We start from the raw sequence: 17,981 nt of genomic DNA on the forward strand, positions 1-17,981 counted from the left end.
CCCCGTTGTCAGCACCATTTCGCAGGGACTATCGCTCAGCACGGGTAAAGGGCGGGTTAGGTGCAGACCGCGGCAAACTGTAATCGGCGGTTGTGAGCTACCGGCCGGCGCGCCGGTTTTGCGCACGGTTAAGTGCGCATCAAGGATAACCGGCGGATTCGGACCGCCGTGCCGAGTCCGCATGCGAGCCGGCGCCGCCTGACGTCGCTCGACCTGACGCGGTCAGCGCTTGCGCAGGAGGAACATGTCCTTGGCCGCGACCAGACCGCCGCCGGCAATCAGCAGTGCGGCCACCGCCAGGGTGGCGCTCGGCCGGGCATAGCCGGCAACGATCAGGAAAGCCGTCGACAGCAGCGGCGTCGCATAGGATGCGGCACCGAGCACGCGAATGTCTCCGCGCTTCATCCCGATGTCCCAGGCATAGAACGCGGCGCCAACCGGGCCGATGCCGAGACCGGCAACAGCGAGCCACTGCGTCGGGCCGTCGGGCCAGACCGTTCGCTCGACCGCAACATGGACCAGGGCCGCGAGCGCGGACGTCGCCATGCAGAAGCCGGCGACGGCATCGGTCGGCACCGCCTTCAGACGGCGCGAGAGCACCGAATAGATCGCCCACACGAACGCCGCGACGAAGGCGGCCGCGAGCCCCGGCAACTGGCTCGCAGCGAAGCTCGCACCGTTGCCGAGCAACAGCAGCGCGGTGCCGACAAGCCCGATCACGGCGCCGGTCACGTGATGAACCGCGAGCCGCTCCCCCGGCAGAAAGGCCGAAAATAGCACGATCAGCAGCGGCCAAAGATAGTTCAGCAGCCCGGCTTCTGCCGGCGGCGCGAAGCGCAGCGCCAGGAAGTACAGCGCGTGATAACCGAACAGCCCACCGACGCCCACGGCCCACGCCGTCAGCGGCTGCCGCAGCACCCGTAGCCCGTCCGGTCGGCGGACCAGACTGAGCAGGCCGACCGCGCCGCCGATCGCGAAGGTCATCGCCGCAAGCTGGAAGGCGGGGATCGTGCCAGTTGCCACCGTCAACAAGGCGAGCAGCGACCACATCAGGATCGCGGTCAGACCGATCAGGGTCGCATTGCGCTGGGACATCAGGCGGCAGGCTCCGTCACGGCCGGCTCATGCCGGCCACCCACGCCTGCGTCCGTGCGGGGAGCGTCCAAGACGTGAATGCCCGCGGCGAGCGCGGGCATCAGGTTTTCCTTAACCGCAGATGGTGGCCGGAGGCAACGCCGCCGGCGAGGCTCACACCATGTACTGGCCGCCATTGACCGACAGCGTCGAGCCGGTGATGGCTCCGGCCTCATCAGCCGCGAGGAACACCACGGCGCGCGCGATCTCCTCGGGCTCGCCGAGGCGCCCCACCGGAATCAGCGGCAGGATGGCTTTCTCGAGCACGTCCTTCGGCACCGCCTGCACCATCTCGGTGTTGATGTAGCCCGGGCAGATCACGTTGACGGTGATGCCGGCCTTGGCCGTCTCCAGCGCGAGCGCCTTGGTGAAGCCGATGTCGCCGGCCTTCGCCGCGGAGTAGTTGACCTGGCCGAACTGGCCCTTCTGGCCGTTGATCGAGGAGATGTTGATGATGCGGCCGAACTTGCGCGCGCGCATGCCCTCGATGACCGGGCGGGTCATGTTGAACAGCGAGCCGAGATTGGTGTTGATCACCGCGCTCCACTGCTCGAGCGTCATCTTGTGGAAGGCCGTATCACGGGTGATGCCGGCATTGTTGATCAGCACATCGATGGGACCGAGATCGGCTTCGACCTTCTTGATGCCTTCGCCGCAGGCCTCGAACGAGCTGACGTCCCATTTGTAGACGGGGATCTCGGTCTCGCTCTTGAACTTCTCCGCCGCGGCATCGTTGCCGCCGTAATTCGCCGCGACCTTGTATCCAGCCGCCTTCAGCGCCTTGCTGATCGCCGCTCCGATACCGCGCGTTCCCCCCGTCACCAACGCTACACGTGCCATGTCGAATCCTTCCCTCGATGACTGATCGCACAGGACAACCTCTGGCTGTCGCCGCGCTTGCCGTTGTTATTGGATCATGAACCTCCGCGCGACGATCAACTTGCCGCACGACCGTCCATGCTCGCTCAACTCCATTTTTTTAGTGGTCGATTATGCGACGTGTTTGACGGACATCAAGAACAAAACGCCCGGCGAGATCGCCGGGCGTTGATCTTTAGTTGAGCTGGACGCGATTGCGAAGGCTGAACGGTTCGCAGTCACTGCCGGCTTTTTAGTCGCGTGCAACGCACAGCGCGATGCCCATGCCGCCGCCGATGCACAGCGTGGCAAGACCCTTCTTCGCGTCGCGCTTCTGCATCTCGTGCAGCAGAGTCACGAGCACGCGCGCGCCGGACGCACCGATCGGATGGCCGATCGCGATCGCGCCGCCGTTGACGTTGACCTTGGCCGGATCCCAGCCGAGATCCTTGTTCACCGCGCAAGCCTGCGCGGCGAACGCCTCGTTGGCTTCGATCAGGTCGAGGTCGGCGATGTTCCAGCCGGCCTTCTTCAGCGCCGAACGCGACGCCGGGATCGGGCCGGTGCCCATGATCTTCGGGTCGACGCCGGCCTGGCCCCAGGACACGATCCGCGCCAGCGGGGTCTTGCCCTCCTTGGCCGCCTGCTTGGCGGTCATCAGCACCACGGCAGCCGCGCCGTCATTGATGCCCGACGCGTTGCCGGCCGTGACCGTGCCGTCCTTCTCGAACGCCGCACGCAGCTTGGCCATGGCCTCGATCGTCGCGCCATGACGCGGATATTCATCGGTGTCGACCACGGTGTCACCCTTGCGGCTCTTGACCGTCACGGGTGCGATCTCGTCCTTGAACCTGCCGGCCTTCTGAGCCGCCTCGGCCTTGTTCTGCGATGCAACGGCGAACTCGTCCTGCTGCGCGCGCGTGATCTGATATTGCTTCGCAACGTTCTCGGCGGTGTTGCCCATGTGATAGCCGTTGAAGGCGTCCCACAAGCCGTCCTTGATCATCGTGTCGACCAGATCGAGCGAGCCCATCTTCACGCCGGCGCGCAGATATTGCGCGTGCGCCGCCATGCTCATCGACTCCTGGCCGCCGGCGACCACGATGTCGGAGTCGCCATTGACGAGCGCCTGGTAGCCGAGCGCCACGGAGCGCAGGCCGGAGCCGCACAGTTGGTTGATGCCCCAGGCCGGACTCTCGACTGGAATGCCGGCGGCGATCGAAGCCTGGCGCGCCGGGTTCTGGCCCTGCGCCGCAGTCAGGATCTGGCCCATAATGACCTCCGAGACGCGGCCCGGCTCGACGCCGGCGCGCTCCAGCGCGGCCTTGATGGCCACCGCCCCCAATTCATGAGCCGGGACACTGGCGAAGGCACCGTTGAAACTTCCAACCGCGGTGCGGGCGGCGCTGACGATGACGACATCGTCTGACATGAGCATCTCCTGGGGTTCTTGATCTTGGACGTGAAAGCGAGGGCTTGAGACTCGAGGGTATTTGAAATGAAAATGATCTTTTCAGTTCACGGTCGTGCCGGCCCTCCGCAAGCCCCGGATTGGCGAGTGCGCAACCTTCGTCCTTCATCCTGTTAACGTCGTTGCGACATGTCAATTGGCGGCATCAGCAATTCCTGTTGCAGCGCATTCAAATTGGGATGCTTGGCCGTTTCGTGGGCAAGATTTCTGCTGCGGGATTAACCGTTCCGCACAAAACCGTAGCCGAACTCGCTCGAAAGTGATTACGTTATTGCATTGCGTAGCTCTTCGCCCTGCGGCGACGCCGCCGGGTTCCCTGTTCTCGGTTTGCATGTGTGAGCTCATGGCGAAATCTGACCAACCCACCACAATCAAGAAATACGCGAACCGGCGGCTCTACAATACCGGGACGAGTACCTACGTGACCCTCGAAGATCTGGCCTCGATGGTTAAGAACGGGGAGGATTTCCTGGTCTACGACGCCAAGACCGGCGACGACATCACGCGGTCGGTCCTCGCGCAGATCATCTTCGAGCAGGAGAACAAGGCCGGTCAGAACCTGCTGCCGACCACGTTCCTGCGCCAGCTGATCCGCTTCTACGGCGACAGCATGCAGATGGTGGTGCCAAAGTACCTTGAGCAGTCGATCGATACCCTGACCCGGGAGCAGGAGAAGTTCCGCAAGCAGATCGCCGACACCTTCAGCGGGACGCCGTTCGCGCCGCTCGAGGAGCAGGTGCGCCGCAACATGGAACTGTTCCAGCAGACGTTCTCGATGTTCAAGCCGTTCACGCCGCCGGTGCGCGCCGACGAGAAGGCCGCCGAGCCGGCCCCGGCCGCCGACGACAACATCGACGAGCTGCGCCGTCAGATGAAGGAAATGCAGGACCGGCTCGATCGCATGTCGGAGCCGAAGAAGGACGAGCAGCAAGGCTGACGCCGAAGGCCGGCGGCTGATCAACCCGCCGCCGGCAGCTCCACCCTGCCGTTACCGATCCACGGCCGATCGACCGAGGCGAGGCCAATCACCCGGCCCTGGATGTAATCGCAGCCCCAGTCGCGCAGCAGCCCGACCGACGCCTCGTCCTGCACCCATTCCGCGACCGTCTTGATCTGCAGCCGTCGCGCCAGCTCGACCAGCGTCTGCACGAAGGCGCGGTCGTCAGCCGAGCGCACGAGATTCTGCACGAAGGCGCCGTCGATCTTGACGATGTCGACGCCGAGCTTGCGCAGATTGCGGAACGAGGTGTGCCCGGCGCCGAAATCATCGATGGCGATTCGGCTGCCGAGATCTTTCAGCCGCGTCACGAAGCCGCGGAGATCGTCGACGTCCTGGATCTCGACCGTCTCGGTGATCTCGACGATCAGCCGTTCGGCGACCCCAGGATGGGCGCGCATCATGGACTCGATCGAGGCCCACCAGTCCGGATCCATGGTGGTCTCAGGCGAGATGTTGAGGCTCAGGGTGACGTCGGGCGTGCTCGCGAGCTCCGCCACCACCAGCTCCAGAATGCGGTGATCGACCAGACGGATCAAACCGAGCCGTTCGGCGACTGGGACGACGTCCGGCGCCAGCAAGGCCCGGCCGTCATCCTGGCGCATCCGCACCAGGCATTCATAGAAGGCGGGCGCAAGCGTGTTGGCATTCACCACCGGCTCGAACGCTGTGACGATGCGCCGCTCATTGAGCGCGGTCACGATCTCGTCGGTGACGCGGATGTTGACCTTGCGCTGTGCGTCGCGCTCCACGTTCGGCCGCCAGGTCGAGAACGATCCGATGCGGCGGCGCTTGGCGGCGTCGAGCGTCTCATGGGCGCGGTTGACCGCTTCCTCGACCGAGCGGGCGTGACGGGGAACGCTCACGGCGCCGATCGTCGCGGTGACGGCGACCGGACCTGACTTGGTCGGCACCACCTCGTCGCGCACGGTCGCGAGAAAGCGCTCGGCCGCGGTGGTCATGTCGTCCATCGTGCAGTTCTTCAGGATCAACCCGAACTTGTTGCCCGAGAACCGCCCGAGCGTGTCGCCACCGCGGAGCCGGCCTCGGATGCGCTGGGCGATCTCCAGCACGACGCCGTCGGCGACGTCGAAGCCGAAGGCGTCGTTGATGCGCGCGAGATGATCGATGCCGACCAGCATGAAGGCGCAGGAGAAGCGGAACCGCTGCGACTCCTCGATCACCTCGGCAAGCGTCGCCAGCAGATGCGTCCGGTTCAGCTCGCCGGTCAGCGGATCGTGCCGTGACAGCTTGAGCAGCTGCTCCTCGCGGGCGTGGCGCTCGTTGTTGATCCGCACGATGCCCTGGGCACGCAAGGGCCGCCCATCGGGGCCGGCGAACCAGCAGCCGGTCTCCTCGACCCAGATCAATGGCGCACCGGCGTGGGTGCGCACGCCATATTCGATCCGGTACGGCGTGCCGGCGGCGCCATGCAGCGGCGCCCCCTGGTGCATGATCTCGGAGCGGATGCTGCGGTCCGGCTCGATCAGCTTGCTGAATTCGGCGCCGTTGCAGAGTTGCGGCAGCGGAACGTCGGCAAACACCGCCCCGACGTGATCGCTCCAGACGATCACGTCGCTCGCCAGATCCCAGACGAAGGCGGCTTGGCCCAGGGATGCCAGGATCATCGCGGTCTGTGGCAATTCGGATGTCAAGGTCGCCTCGTTTCGGCACAGGCCGGCAGCACCGGCGCTGATTTGGGAACGGCCAGCGCGCATCCGCGCGAGCGGCGGCGGCCGAGTTCGCGAATCAGACTACGCATCTCTGGTTAACGGAGAGCATGCCGAGGCGACGAGCGCGTGTCCGAGACGCGTCAACCATGTTTGGAACATGCAGCGCTCCAGAGCGCTTGGAACGGCATTGCTCTTGCGAGATCGAGGAGCGAAAGGCTCCGGCGTCCCAGAACGTGACAATCGCGCCGGCGGTGGTTGGACAATGTTAACGATTGATCAGGACGGCGATCGCCTGGATGGGTCGGAGCAGACCTCCCGCTCCGTGACGCTGCTGCCGAGCGATGCGAGCCATGACCTTCGCGCGCGGATCGTTCGCGCAGCACGCCCCGACGCCGGCTTCGTGACCCATCTGATCGCGACCGCCGAGCAGCTGCCGCAAACCCGCACGCTCAGGCGCGCGGCGGTTGCCGACGTCCACAGTGCCTATGCGGCGAGGCTTCAGCCGGTCACGCGTGCCGGCGGCCGGACCCGAGAAATGATCTGAGCGGCGCGCTCCTGCGCCTCAGGGCTTCGGCGCGTCGGGTTTGGGCGGCTCTGGAGCGCCCGGAGCAGCGGTCTCGGTCTCCTTTGCCTCCGCGACCCAGCCGGTCGTCGGAGCGGGAGCCGGCCGGGGGACCGAGCGGTCGAGCAGCACGGACTCGGCGACCGAAGCAGCAGCCGGCACGGCATCGATCGGCTCTTCAACGACGGGCGCGGCAGCATCCGCCTTCTGAACCTCCGCCTGCTCAACCTCCGCCTTGGCCGGTTCTTTGACCGATTCTCTGGCCGGCTCCTCGATCGGCTGAGGTTCCGAATCAGGCACGGTCGCTTCGGCCGGCGCCGGCACGGAAGCGGGAGCTGCGACGACTGAGCGGGCGGCGCGCTTGGTGCGCAGCGAGACTCCGCCGAAGAAATCGACCATCGCCAGCAGGGTCAGCAGCAGGAAGGTCGAATTCCCGAACTTCTGCCACATCGCGAATTCCGCCGCGGCGCCGCCGAAGACCAGCAGCGACAGCAGATGATCGGTCAGATATTTCCCGTTCGGCTTCGCCGCCTTGATGATTTCGAGCAGCAGCAGCAGCACGCCCAGGGCCAGCAGCATGTCGCCGAGCGAGATCGTCCAGACCTCGCCGGACGGAAGCTGAAGGCGCAGCAGCGTCTCGCTGAACGCGACCCCCGGCATCAGGAAGACGATCATGTTGTAGATCGCCAGCGGGATCAGCAGCAGCGGGAAACCGACCATGGACATCGGTTGAAGCCTTGGATGGCGCGGGCGGCGGCCCGGCGCAAAGTCAATCGGTGCGAAGATGAGACAGCGAGACGGGATCACGCGACACAGATACGCAACGGTCCCGGCGAATCACGTCGCACGGGACCGCTTTCAACCCCATCGATGGCCGAATTCGGGCAGCTTGGAAAGCGGCCCGCGCGGACAATCAGGCGTCTTTCTTCTTCAGGACCTGGCGGCCCTTGTACATGCCGGTCTTCAGGTCCAGGTGGTGCGGACGACGCAGCTCGCCGGAATCCTTGTCCTCGACATAGGTCGGCTTCTTGATGGCGTCAGCCGAGCGGCGCATGCCGCGGCGCGACGGCGAAGTTTTTCTTCTGGGGACGGCCATATCGGTATCCTCTAGGGTATTTTTGCAAGGCATCGTCCGCAAAGGACGGCTGCAGCCATGAAGCTGGCGAGCCCGGATGCCGATCAAGGCCGCGCTTATAGAGGAAGGGGTGCGGCATGGCTAGGGCTCTCCGAGGCATTTTTGGCCAAAATTGCGCCCGCTCGGACCTCACCGCCGCTCCCCCCAGCAGGCCTGCAGGCTGGAGGCCTGGGCCCGCACCATGTAGGTCGCCGACAGCCGCCGCACACCCGGCCCCGGGGCCCGGGCGCTGCGCCGGACGGGGTTCGGCAGGATCGAGGCCATCAGCGCCGCCTCGCGCGGCCCTAAGCCAGCTGCCGAGCGGTTGAACGCGTAATTGGCGCCCGCCTCCACCCCGAACTGGCCGCTGGGACCGAGCTCGGCGATGTTGAGGTAGATTTCGAGGATGCGCCGCTTGCCGAGGACGAGGTCGATCCACAGCGCCAGCGGCAGTTCCAGCGCCTTGCGAACATAGCTGCGGCCCTGCCACAGGAACAGGTTCTTGGCGACCTGCTGGGTGATGGTCGAGCCGCCCCGCGAGACCTCGCCGTCCTCGGCATCGTCCATGACCTCGCGCAGCGCGCCCCAGTCGATGCCGTGATGGCTGCAGAATTTGGCATCCTCCGCGGCCACCACCGAGCGCGGCAAATACGGCGACATCGCCGAGAGGTCGATCCAGTGCCGCGTCACCGGCTGCCCCGTCACCGACCGCCACAGCATCAGGGTCGAGACGGGGTGACCCACGGCATAGAACGGCGTCAGCGCATAGGGCACGAGCAGCACCAGCACGGCGATCACGAGGATGGTTCTGACGGTACGCAAGGGCAGGCGCCGCTCGGTTGGGACCACCGCGGGGGCGGACAATTGGCCGGGATTATCCGACATCTCGATGTGGTTTCCTGCTTTTTTCCGCCGTTGCGGCCGAAAGCCGCCACCGCTCCGGCAATTGACGAAGTCGCCGCCATCAACGATTGTCCGGCGAATTTTGCCCCTGGAGCTCTTGTTAAATGACTGCGACGGCCCTCACCGACTTCACCCAACGCCTGGACAAGACCGCGGAAGAGACCGAAGCCCTGCTCGGCGAGCTCCTCGGCGATGCGCCGCTGGCGGACGAGATCATCAGGCCGAAGCGGCTGATCGAGTCGATGCGCTATTCGAGCCTGAACGGCGGCAAGCGGCTACGCCCGTTCCTGGTGGTCGAGAGCGCCGCCGTGTTCGGCGTCCCGCGCAAGGGCGCGCTGCTGACCGGCGCGGCGCTCGAATGCATCCACTGCTACTCGCTCATCCACGACGATCTGCCGGCGATGGACAATTCCGACCTGCGGCGCGGGCGTCCGACCCTGCACAAGGTCTATGACGACGCCACCGCGATCCTGGCCGGCGACGCGCTGCTGACCATCGCCTTCGACATCATCACCCGCGACGAGATCCATCCCGATGCCGGCGTCCGCCTCGCTTTGACCCGGGCGCTGGCCCGCTGCGCCGGTGTCGGCGGCATGGCCGGCGGCCAGATCCTCGACCTCGCCGGCGAGGGCCGGTTCGGCGACAGTGGCCCGGTCGACGTCGCCCGCGTCCAGCAGATGAAGACCGGCGCCCTGCTCCGCTTCGGCTGCATCGCCGGCGCCCTGCTCGGCCAGGCCTCGGCGGCCGAGTACCAGGCGCTCGACGACTACGGTCGCGCGCTCGGCGAAGCCTTCCAGATCGCCGACGACCTGCTCGACGTCGAGGGCGATGCCGCCACCCTCGGCAAGCCGGCCGGTGCCGACGCCGAGCTCGGCAAGACCACCTTCGTCACCCAGCTCGGCGTCGAGGGCGCCAGGCAGCGCGTCCGCGACCTGCTCGCCCGCGGCGATGCCGCGCTATCGGTCTTCGGCGCCAAGGGCGACGTGCTGCGGGCCGCCGCGCACTTCGTCGCCGAACGCAAGAGCTGAGGCGAGGCATTGGGCGGAGTCCATCCCGACGATCCGGACCTCGCCCGCTTCACGCGGCTGCCGGCTGCGCTGCGCGTCATCTATGCGCGGCCGCGCACCTTCATATCGCTGGGCCTCGCGATCGTTGCGTTCTTCCTGCTGTCGCCGGCGCTGCGGCTGATCACGCGGCTCCTGATCAGCTGGGACATCTTCACCGCGCTCTACCTCGTGCTGGTCGCGGCGATGATGCTGCGCAGCGAGCATCATCACATCCGCCGCAAGGCGGTCATGCAGGACGACGGCCGTTTCGTGATCCTGCTGGTCACGGCGCTCGGCGCCTTCGCCAGCATCGCCGCGATCGTGCTCGAGCTCGGCGCTTCCAAGCGCGACGCTCCGGCGCTGACGCTGGCGCTGCTCACCGTCTCGCTGTCCTGGGCCGCGGTGCATGCGACCTTCGCCCTGCACTACGCCCATGACTACTACCGCGGCGCCAAGCCCGGCGGCCTGCAATTCCCCAGCGGCGACACGGACGAGCACGCCGACTACTGGGACTTCGTCTACTTCTCCTTCATCATCGGCATGACCGCCCAGGTCTCCGACGTCGGCATCACCGACAAGATCATCCGCCGCACCGCGACCGTGCACGGCATCATCTCGTTCGTCTACAACACCGCACTGGTCGCCCTGATGGTCAACATCGCCGCCAGCGTAATCTCGTCCTGATCAGTTGCACACCTCGACGCTGGCATTGTTGGCCGGGCCGCCGCCGCCGCGATATTCCAGCCGGCAACCGGGCCTGACGGCGCGGCACAGATAAGCGTCGCAATAGATCTGCCCGCCCGACTTCGGCGGCCGGGCGGCTTGCGTCTGGGGCCTGGTGTAGCCCGGGCCCGTCCCGACGCCGCCACCACCTCCGATCCCAACCCCGGGGCCCACACCGGGAGCCGGCATCGGCAGGCCGGCCTCCGGCGCCGCACGGGCGCGGCGGCGCGACGGCACATCTTCGTCGCTGCCATCGCGCTTGGCGACCGGCTTCCTGTCGCGCCGCTTCTCGCATTCATTGTCGTCGTTGACGAACGAACCCTCGGCGCAAACGATGCGGGTGCAGCGGTCGCCGTCCGGCTTGGTGCCATGCTGGCAGACCAGCGGGCAGACGCGCGCCTGCTTGAGCTTGATCGCCTGCAGCGCATCGGCCGAGGCGGCCTGGGTATCGAGCTTGGTGCCCGCATAGCGGTTGAACTGCGACAGCGAGCGGCGCGAGGCCGAGCCCCAGTCGCCATCGGCATCCTCGGTGAGGCAGCCGACGCGGCGCAGCTCGAGCTGCACCGACTTGGCGAGATCAGCGGGCTGCGCGGCCGGGGTGAGCGAGGCGACCTGGCCCTGCTGCGGTGCTGCGGGCGTGGGCGCGCCGGGCGAGGTCGCCGCGCGCGGATTGTCGACCGCAGCGAGCTGCTGCTCACCGCGCTTCTTCTCGGCGTCGGCCGCCTGCTGCTGCGCGACCTGATTGGCCTTCTCAGCGACAATCCGAGCCTGCTCCGCCGCCCTGGCCTCGGCCTCCGCCTTGGCGAGCGTCTCCTTGCGCGCGCCCTCGGCGGCGAGCCGCGCCCGCTCGGCCTCGGTGGCGCGGGCCTTCTCGGAAGCGGTGGCGCGATTCTCCTCGGCGGTGAGCTTGTCGAGCTGCAACTTGGCGAGGCTGGCGTAGAATCCGTCGGGATATTGCGCCAGGAAGGCGTTCAGCGCGCCCTTGTTGCCGACCTGCATCGCGAGCTCGTAATCGCGCCGGATGTCGGCCTGCGGGCTCGGCGGCGGCGTCACCGGCATCTGTGTCACGACGCGCGGCACGCCAGGGACCAGCGGCACGTCCTCGCCGCCGAGCGAGCCGTACACGAACGGCTCCTGGCGGTTGGCGGTCGCTTTCAGCACCTCGTCGCGGACGAAGCCGAACGCCTTGCGGACGTCGAGGCCGGGGGTCGCGATATGCCGCGACAGCGCTAGCGTGAATGGCGAGTTCTTGCCGTCGCCGTCCTGCGCGGTCGAGCCGGCCTTGGCGGAATAGGCGATCAGCGTATTTGGGCTGGTCGGCTCGACCTTGGCGAGGCCGCGGCCGAGGCTGCGGGTCGCCACCGTCCGCTGCATGTTGCGGGTGAACGGGTTGTCGCGGCAGGCGTCGAGAATGACCAGGCGCAGCTTCTTCGCCGGCTCGACGGCGACCAGAATACGGTCGAGCGACAGCGTCTCGTCATAGACGTCGGTGTCACGCTCGAGCCGGGCGTCGATCGGGATCAGATAGTTCGCCCCTTCGACCTCCATGCCGTGGCCGGCGTAGTAGACCACCGCAATATCGGCATCGCGGGCGGCGTCGGCGAAATCGCGCAAGGCCCGCCTGGTCTCCCGCGCGGTCAGATCGCGCCGGTAATCGACGACATCGAAGCCCGCGCTCTTGAAGGTCGCCGTCATCACCGCGCCGTCATTGGCGGGGTTCGTCAGTTGCGGCACGTTCTGATAGGCGGAATTGCCGATGACGAGCGCCACTCGCTTGTCGGCGAGCGCGGGGTGGCCGACCAGCAGCAGCGCTCCCGCCAGGATGTAACCGCCTAATCGAAGTGACCAAGACATCGTACCTACCCCATACCGCTGGGAGACCTGCTGGGACCTGCCTATCAGAGTGCAGCCCATTAGGCTTGTGACCGGGATCACGCAGATTTATTCCCGATCCACCTGGCCTCGGCCATTATAGTCTGTCGCTGGCGCAATGGCGCCAGTTCATGCCTTGCCAAGCGCCGTTTTGCATCGAAAATGCGATCCTTGTTTGTCCAGGTTCCCAGGGAGTTGGCCGTGAGCACAGACCGTTCCACCGTCGAGGCCGTCGTTCAGGGCTATTTTGATGCGCTCTACGAGGGCGACGCCGACAAGCTCGGTGCCGTGTTCCACCCCACCGCCGACCTGCGCTGGGTCGAGAATGGCGAACTCAAGATCCTGACCGTGCCGGACTGGCTGGCCTGGGTGCGCAAGCGCCCATCGGCCAAGGCTGAGGGCAAGCCGCGCGAGGACTTCATCGTCACCATCGATCGTTCGGACGACAAGACGGCCTTCATCAAGGTGCGCTGCCAGCTGCCGCCGCGCTTTTTCACCGATTATCTCGTGGCGATGAAACTGAAGGACGGCTGGCAGATCGTGTCGAAGTCCTACCGCTACGACCTCCGGGATTGACGCCGGCGCGACGACGCCAAGCCCCCAGCCATGGAAGCTCACTTTCAGATATTCCTGATCCTGCTGGCCGTGTTGGCGGGAACCGCCCTGATCGCGCGACGCGCCAATCTCGCGCCGGCGATCCTCCTGATGCTCGCCGGCATCGCGCTCGCCTTCGTGCCGACGATGCCGGCGTTCGCGCTGCCGCCCGAGCTCGTGCTGTTGGTGGTGTTGCCGCCGCTGATCTATTCGTCGAGCGTCGCGATGAGCTGGCGCGAGTTCAAGCGCAATCTGCGGCCGATCGTGCTGCTCGCGGTCGGCTGCGTGATCTTCACCGCCTCCATGGTGGCCACCGCGACCCACTATCTTCTCGGCCTGCCCTGGAGCCTCGGCTTCCTGCTCGGCGCCATCGTTGCGCCGCCCGACGTGGTGGCGCCGCTCGCCATCGCCCGCCGGCTGCACCTGCCGCGCCGGGTCATGGTCATTCTCGAAGGCGAGGGCCTCGCCAATGACGCGACCGCGCTGATCCTCTATCGCTTCGCGGTGGCCGCCATCACCACCGGCGCCTTCTCCTTTCCGGTCGCGGCCGGCGAGTTCGGCCTGATCGTGGTCGGCGAGATCGCGTTCGGCATCGGCGTCGGCTGGCTGATGCTGCGCGCCCGTCACTATGCCCGCGACCCGCAGGTCGAGATCACCCTGTCGGTGCTGACGCCGTATCTGGCGTTCTGGATCCCCGAGCATGTCGGCGGCTCCGGCGTGATCGCGACGGTGGCCTGCGGCCTCTACATGAGCTGGAACGGACCGCTGTGGATCTCCTCGGCGACCCGCCTGCAGGGCATCTTCTTCTGGGACCTGATGATCTACCTCATCGAGGGCATGCTGTTCCTGCTGACCGGCTTCCAGATGCGGCTGATCTACGAGAAGTCGAAGGTCTTTCCGCTCGACGAGATCATGATCGCGACCGCGCTGGTGCTCGCCATCGTCGTGATCGCGCGCTTCGCCTGGACCTTCCCGGCGACCATCCTGCCGCGTTTGCTGAGCTCGTCGCTGCGAGCCCGCGATCCCTTGCCGCCCTGGCGGCAGACCTTCATCATCGGCTTCACCGGCGTGCGCGGCACGGTCTCGCTCGCCACCGCGCTGGCGCTTCCGCTGACGCTGTCGACCGGCGACGCGTTTCCCTATCGCGACCAGATCCTGTTCATCGCCTTCGGCGTGATCTTCTTCACCCTGATCGGGCTCGGCCTGACCCTGCCGGCCGTGGTGCGCTGGCTCGGGGTCGGAAACCAGGGCCGCGCCGAGCATCAGCGCGAGCATGAGCAGGAGATCGCCGCCCGGCGCGAGGCGCTCGACGGCGCCTTGCGGTCGCTGGAGACGATGACCAGCGATCGCGAGCTGTCCGACGAGGTGGTGCGGCTGCTGCGGGCGCGCCACGAGGTCCGGACCAACCAGCTCCCGGAAGGTCTCAAGCCCGACGACAACGACGCATCCGCGCTCGGCATCGAGCTGACCCGCGAGCTGATCACGGCAGAACGCAAATTCATCCACGTGATGCTGCGCGACGGCAAGATCACCGACGAGACCCGCCGCCGCATCGAACGCGATCTCGATCTGGAGGAAGCGAGCCTCGCCAACCGGTCGTACGGCGAGCTGCCGTTGTAGGCGGGTGAGTTGCAGAGCGCGGTCTTGCAGCATGCATGCCGTCATTGCGAGCGCAGCGAAGCAATCCAGGGTCCCGCAAGAATTCTGGATTGCTTCGCTGCGCTCGCAATGACGACTATGGCCCGAGCGGTTTCCCAAACCACCACTGTCATCCCGGCGAACACCAGGATTCATAGCCACAAGCGCTTCGTGGGTGGCACATCTCGCAGGGCCAGCGTGCCGCAAACCAGCTTCCGGGAGTGTAGATCCCAGGTCGGCGCCGCACCAACGCATGCGCGTTGGCCCGCTTGCCCGGGACGACAGCGGAGGTTGTCGAACATGGCGCCTCATCCTCGCGCCCGCTTTTCGCGTCCGAGCGTTGATCGGTTTCGCCCTCTCTCGTCGGAGGGCGCAGGGAAGGCCGGGCCCCGACTGAGGCCCGTGGCCCGCCTGCGAAAAGAATGCAGGCGGCAGGTACCACAGGTTCAGCCGGACAAGACCCGGCCTTCCCTGCGCGATGGTTTTAACGGCTGCTTCGCATTCTCCCCGGGGACCGGGCTTATTTGCCCCCGTCACCAGCGGATCATCACCGCCAGCTTGGCATCAGCATCGGGATGTCAGGACCATGCGACTTGACCGTCCGCGCCATGACGTTCGTCCGCAAGCACTGAAGCTCACTGCGCCACGTCGCGTCCACCGCATCCCGCCTCCACGTTCGTGACGACCGCGAAGCGCCCCTCGTGAGTGAGGCGGGATGGGCGGAAGCATCGATCTGATTTGCCCGACGGCACAAGGCCCGGAGGTGCGACATGGTAACGCGACGGGCACATCAGCGCTGGCTGCGCCTGCAGCGGCGCAGAAGGAAGCACGCGCTCTCCACGCGTCATTCCGGAGCGCGCGGAGCGCGAGCCCGGAATCCATAGCCACAAGCGGTTACGAGGAGGCGGGATGCCTGTGGCGCCCATCTTCGACCAACGACCGCCTGTGGTTATGGATTCCGGGCTCATTCGCGCTGCTTCAAAATGGCTTCGCCATTTTGCGCGCGAATGCCCCGGAATGACGGCGCGGAGAGAGCCGGGCATAATTTCATCGATGTCAGGTGCTGCACGCGAATGACACGTGCGCAACGCACATCCTCACCGCTCGATCATCCAGCGCGTCACGGCCTGATGGTAGTTCATCGGACCAGGCACGGTCTTGTAGGTCTTCAAGTAACGGAAGCCGGCCTTCTGCAGCGCACGGTTGGGGGCGGTGTTGTAGGCGTGCGGCTCGCAGAACAGCTGCTTGAGCCGCAACCTCTCGAAATAGAAATCGATGCTGCGGCGGACGCATGCGGTGCCGAGGCCGCGGCTGCGCAGCTCGGGCTCGGTGATATGCAGATGCATGTGGGCGCGGTTGCCGTAGACGATGCGGTCGCAGCTGGAAAAGCCGATGGCGCGGCCGTCGAGCCGCCAGATCACCAGCAGCGCCGCGCGCTCGGCCAACGGCGTCTCGTACAGGGTCTGGAAGAGTCCGGCCCACACCGGCCTGGTCGGCATCCGCGTCGGGTCGATGCCCATCAGGTCGAGTTGCTCGATGCTCGACGAATAGAAGTAGTCGATGACCAGCGAGGTCTCGGCAAGTTCCATTTCGCGGATGTCGAGATTCATCGAGGCGTCCTCTTCAGCAGGCCTCAAGGTGCTGATCATGCGGGCGGCAGTGGGGCGGCGCCGTTCTGATGGGGGCAACCGCGACATCACGGCGTGCGTTGCAGCCGATCCGCATGCAAAAATTTCAGACCGCGGCGCGCGGCACAAGCAGCCGTCGGTTGCAGGTCGGCTGTCGCTCTCACGGCAGGCCGATTGGACATGAAATCTAGCCGAGGACTCTTTCTCAAGCTCCTCGCCTGCGACAGAGCGATCGCATATGACGATCGGAGTTGTGCGCCCGTCTGCTGCCACATCGTCATGGCCGGGCTCGTCCCGGCCATCCACGCCGCTCGGCATCCTCGGAACGACATGGATGCCCGGGACAAGCCCGGGCGTGACGGAGTAACGAATGGTCAGACCTTCTCGCCGCAAGCAACCGCGCGATCAACCCAGCGGCACAGGAGGCGCCGCTGGCTGAGCCGGGACCAGCGTGCCCGCCCTACTCCGCCGCGGTCACGCTCTCCGGCGCCTTGGCGCCGCTGCCGTAGCGCTGGTCGATGTAGTCGATGACGAGCGCCTTGAAGTCGGCCGCGATGGTGGGGCCGCGCAGGGTGCGGAACTTCTTGCCGTCGACGAAGACCGGCGCGGCCGGGGCCTCGCCGGTGCCCGGCAGGGAGATGCCGATATTGGCATGCTTGGATTCGCCGGGGCCGTTGACGATGCAGCCCATGACGGCGACGTTGAGCGCCTCGACGCCGGGATATTGCGTCTTCCAGGCCGGCATCTCCTCGCGGATGAAGTCCTGGATCGAGCGCGCCAGCTCCTGGAACGTGGTCGAGGTGGTGCGGCCGCAGCCGGGGCAGGCCGCGACCAGCGGCACGAAGGTGCGGAAGCCCATGGTCTGCAACAGCTCCTGCGCGACCTGCACCTCGAGGGTGCGGTCGCCGCCGGGCTCGGGCGTCAGCGAAATGCGGATGGTGTCGCCGATGCCCTGCTGCAGCAGGATGCCGAGCGCCGCCGAGGAGGCGACGATGCCCTTCGAGCCCATGCCGGCCTCGGTGAGGCCGAGATGGATGGCGTAGTCGGAGCGTGCGGCGAGGTCCTGATAGACCGCGATCAGGTCCTGCACGGCCGAGACCTTGGCCGACAGGATGATGCGGTCCTTCGGCATGCCGAGCTCCTGGGCCCGGGCGGCCGACAGCAATGCCGACTGCACCATGGCTTCGCGCATCACCGCGCGCGCATCGCGCGGGTTCGCGGAGGCGGCGTTCTCGTCCATCAGCTTGCTGAGCAGCTCCTGATCGAGCGAGCCCCAATTGGCACCGATGCGCACCGGCTTGCCGTATTTGTTGGCGAGCTCGATGATGGTCGAGAACTGCGTGTCCCGCTTGTCCTTGAAGCCGACATTGCCGGGATTGATGCGGTATTTCGCCAGCGCCTCGGCGCAGGCTGGATAGTCGGTCAGCAGCTTGTGGCCGATATAGTGGAAGTCGCCGATCAGGGGCGTGGTGATGCCGCGCTTGTCGAGCTGCTCGCGGATCTGCGGGACGGCCGCGGCGGCCTCCTCGCGGTCGACCGTGATGCGGACCATCTCGGACCCGGCGCGCGCCAGCGCTGCAACCTGGGCCACCGTCTGGTCGACGTCGGCGGTGTCGGTGTTGGTCATCGACTGCACCACGATCGGGGCGCCGCCGCCGACGGCGACGTTGCCGACCATGACGCGGGTGGTCTGATGCCGGGGAGCGGGTCCGGCGACATCGGACGCTGAGGTGTTCTCGGTCAGGATCTCGGGCTTGTTCATGGGCGC

Annotated in this window: 16 protein-coding genes; 6 read left to right on the forward strand and 10 right to left on the reverse strand. The window is 66.5% G+C overall.

Annotated elements, in window-relative coordinates; genetic code table 11:
• Positions 1-222 precede the first annotated feature (222 nt).
• From QX041_RS19135 to QX041_RS19145, 3 genes are all read right to left on the reverse strand, one after another.
• Positions 223-1,095: a DMT family transporter gene (locus tag QX041_RS19135; RefSeq protein WP_316166272.1), complete on the reverse strand. Its 873-nt coding sequence runs from the start codon at positions 1,093-1,095 to the stop codon at positions 223-225.
• Positions 1,096-1,248: 153 nt separating this feature from the next.
• Positions 1,249-1,974, reverse strand: a complete 726-nt coding sequence (locus QX041_RS19140) for a beta-ketoacyl-ACP reductase (RefSeq protein ID WP_315715178.1) — start codon at positions 1,972-1,974, stop codon at positions 1,249-1,251.
• A 271-nt stretch (positions 1,975-2,245) separates the two neighbouring features.
• Entirely contained in the window at positions 2,246-3,424 is a 1,179-nt protein-coding gene (locus QX041_RS19145; protein ID WP_315715177.1) for an acetyl-CoA C-acetyltransferase, read from the reverse strand.
• 382 nt (positions 3,425-3,806) lie between these two features.
• Here QX041_RS19145 and phaR point away from each other — a divergent pair, with 382 nt between their 5' ends.
• Complete coding sequence (gene phaR, locus QX041_RS19150) at positions 3,807-4,400, forward strand: polyhydroxyalkanoate synthesis repressor PhaR (protein WP_315715176.1); 594 nt, start codon at positions 3,807-3,809, stop codon at positions 4,398-4,400.
• A 20-nt stretch (positions 4,401-4,420) separates the two neighbouring features.
• Here the strand turns inward: phaR and QX041_RS19155 are convergent, their stop codons facing one another.
• On the reverse strand, positions 4,421-6,088 hold the full coding sequence (locus tag QX041_RS19155) for an EAL domain-containing protein (protein WP_316166459.1): 1,668 nt from the start codon (positions 6,086-6,088) through the stop codon (positions 4,421-4,423).
• A 367-nt stretch (positions 6,089-6,455) separates the two neighbouring features.
• On the opposite strand from QX041_RS19155, the gene QX041_RS19160 reads away from it, so the two are divergent.
• Complete coding sequence (locus QX041_RS19160; protein ID WP_315715175.1) at positions 6,456-6,677, forward strand: hypothetical protein; 222 nt, start codon at positions 6,456-6,458, stop codon at positions 6,675-6,677.
• Positions 6,678-6,695: 18 nt separating this feature from the next.
• Here QX041_RS19160 and QX041_RS19165 read toward each other — a convergent pair whose 3' ends face one another.
• The 3 genes from QX041_RS19165 to QX041_RS19175 all read right to left on the reverse strand — a co-directional run bounded on the left by QX041_RS19165 (position 6,696) and on the right by QX041_RS19175 (position 8,631).
• Positions 6,696-7,421: a hypothetical protein gene (locus QX041_RS19165; RefSeq protein ID WP_315751925.1), complete on the reverse strand. Its 726-nt coding sequence runs from the start codon at positions 7,419-7,421 to the stop codon at positions 6,696-6,698.
• Between the two features lie 187 nt (positions 7,422-7,608).
• Positions 7,609-7,791, reverse strand: coding sequence for a 50S ribosomal protein L32 (gene rpmF, locus QX041_RS19170; RefSeq protein WP_006610266.1), 183 nt, complete (start codon positions 7,789-7,791; stop codon positions 7,609-7,611).
• A 168-nt stretch (positions 7,792-7,959) separates the two neighbouring features.
• Positions 7,960-8,631: a transglycosylase domain-containing protein gene (locus QX041_RS19175; RefSeq protein ID WP_315751924.1), complete on the reverse strand. Its 672-nt coding sequence runs from the start codon at positions 8,629-8,631 to the stop codon at positions 7,960-7,962.
• 185 nt (positions 8,632-8,816) lie between these two features.
• Between QX041_RS19175 and QX041_RS19180 the strand changes: the two genes are divergently transcribed.
• Positions 8,817-9,740, forward strand: coding sequence for a farnesyl diphosphate synthase (locus QX041_RS19180; protein WP_315751923.1), 924 nt, complete (start codon positions 8,817-8,819; stop codon positions 9,738-9,740).
• A 9-nt stretch (positions 9,741-9,749) separates the two neighbouring features.
• Positions 9,750-10,442 (forward strand): DUF1345 domain-containing protein, encoded by a 693-nt coding sequence (locus QX041_RS19185; protein ID WP_316166273.1) that lies wholly within the window; start codon positions 9,750-9,752, stop codon positions 10,440-10,442.
• Here the strand turns inward: QX041_RS19185 and QX041_RS19190 are convergent, their stop codons facing one another.
• On the reverse strand, positions 10,443-12,335 hold the full coding sequence (locus tag QX041_RS19190) for a caspase domain-containing protein (RefSeq protein ID WP_316166274.1): 1,893 nt from the start codon (positions 12,333-12,335) through the stop codon (positions 10,443-10,445).
• A 219-nt stretch (positions 12,336-12,554) separates the two neighbouring features.
• Here QX041_RS19190 and QX041_RS19195 point away from each other — a divergent pair, with 219 nt between their 5' ends.
• Positions 12,555-12,929 (forward strand): nuclear transport factor 2 family protein, encoded by a 375-nt coding sequence (locus tag QX041_RS19195; protein ID WP_315825547.1) that lies wholly within the window; start codon positions 12,555-12,557, stop codon positions 12,927-12,929.
• 30 nt (positions 12,930-12,959) lie between these two features.
• On the forward strand, positions 12,960-14,567 hold the full coding sequence (locus tag QX041_RS19200; protein ID WP_316166275.1) for a Na+/H+ antiporter: 1,608 nt from the start codon (positions 12,960-12,962) through the stop codon (positions 14,565-14,567).
• 1,115 nt (positions 14,568-15,682) lie between these two features.
• Here QX041_RS19200 and QX041_RS19205 read toward each other — a convergent pair.
• Both QX041_RS19205 and ispG read right to left on the reverse strand, forming a co-directional pair.
• Entirely contained in the window at positions 15,683-16,195 is a 513-nt protein-coding gene (locus QX041_RS19205) for a GNAT family protein (protein WP_316166276.1), read from the reverse strand.
• 478 nt (positions 16,196-16,673) lie between these two features.
• The gene (gene ispG / locus QX041_RS19210; protein WP_316166277.1) at positions 16,674-17,975 is read right to left on the reverse strand and encodes a flavodoxin-dependent (E)-4-hydroxy-3-methylbut-2-enyl-diphosphate synthase; all 1,302 of its coding nucleotides are present in this window, start codon (positions 17,973-17,975) and stop codon (positions 16,674-16,676) included.
• Positions 17,976-17,981: the final 6 nt, after the last annotated feature.

Source organism: Bradyrhizobium sp. SZCCHNRI2009 (genome assembly GCF_032485115.1).
In the GTDB taxonomy this organism is placed as follows: Bacteria; Pseudomonadota; Alphaproteobacteria; order Rhizobiales; family Xanthobacteraceae; genus Bradyrhizobium.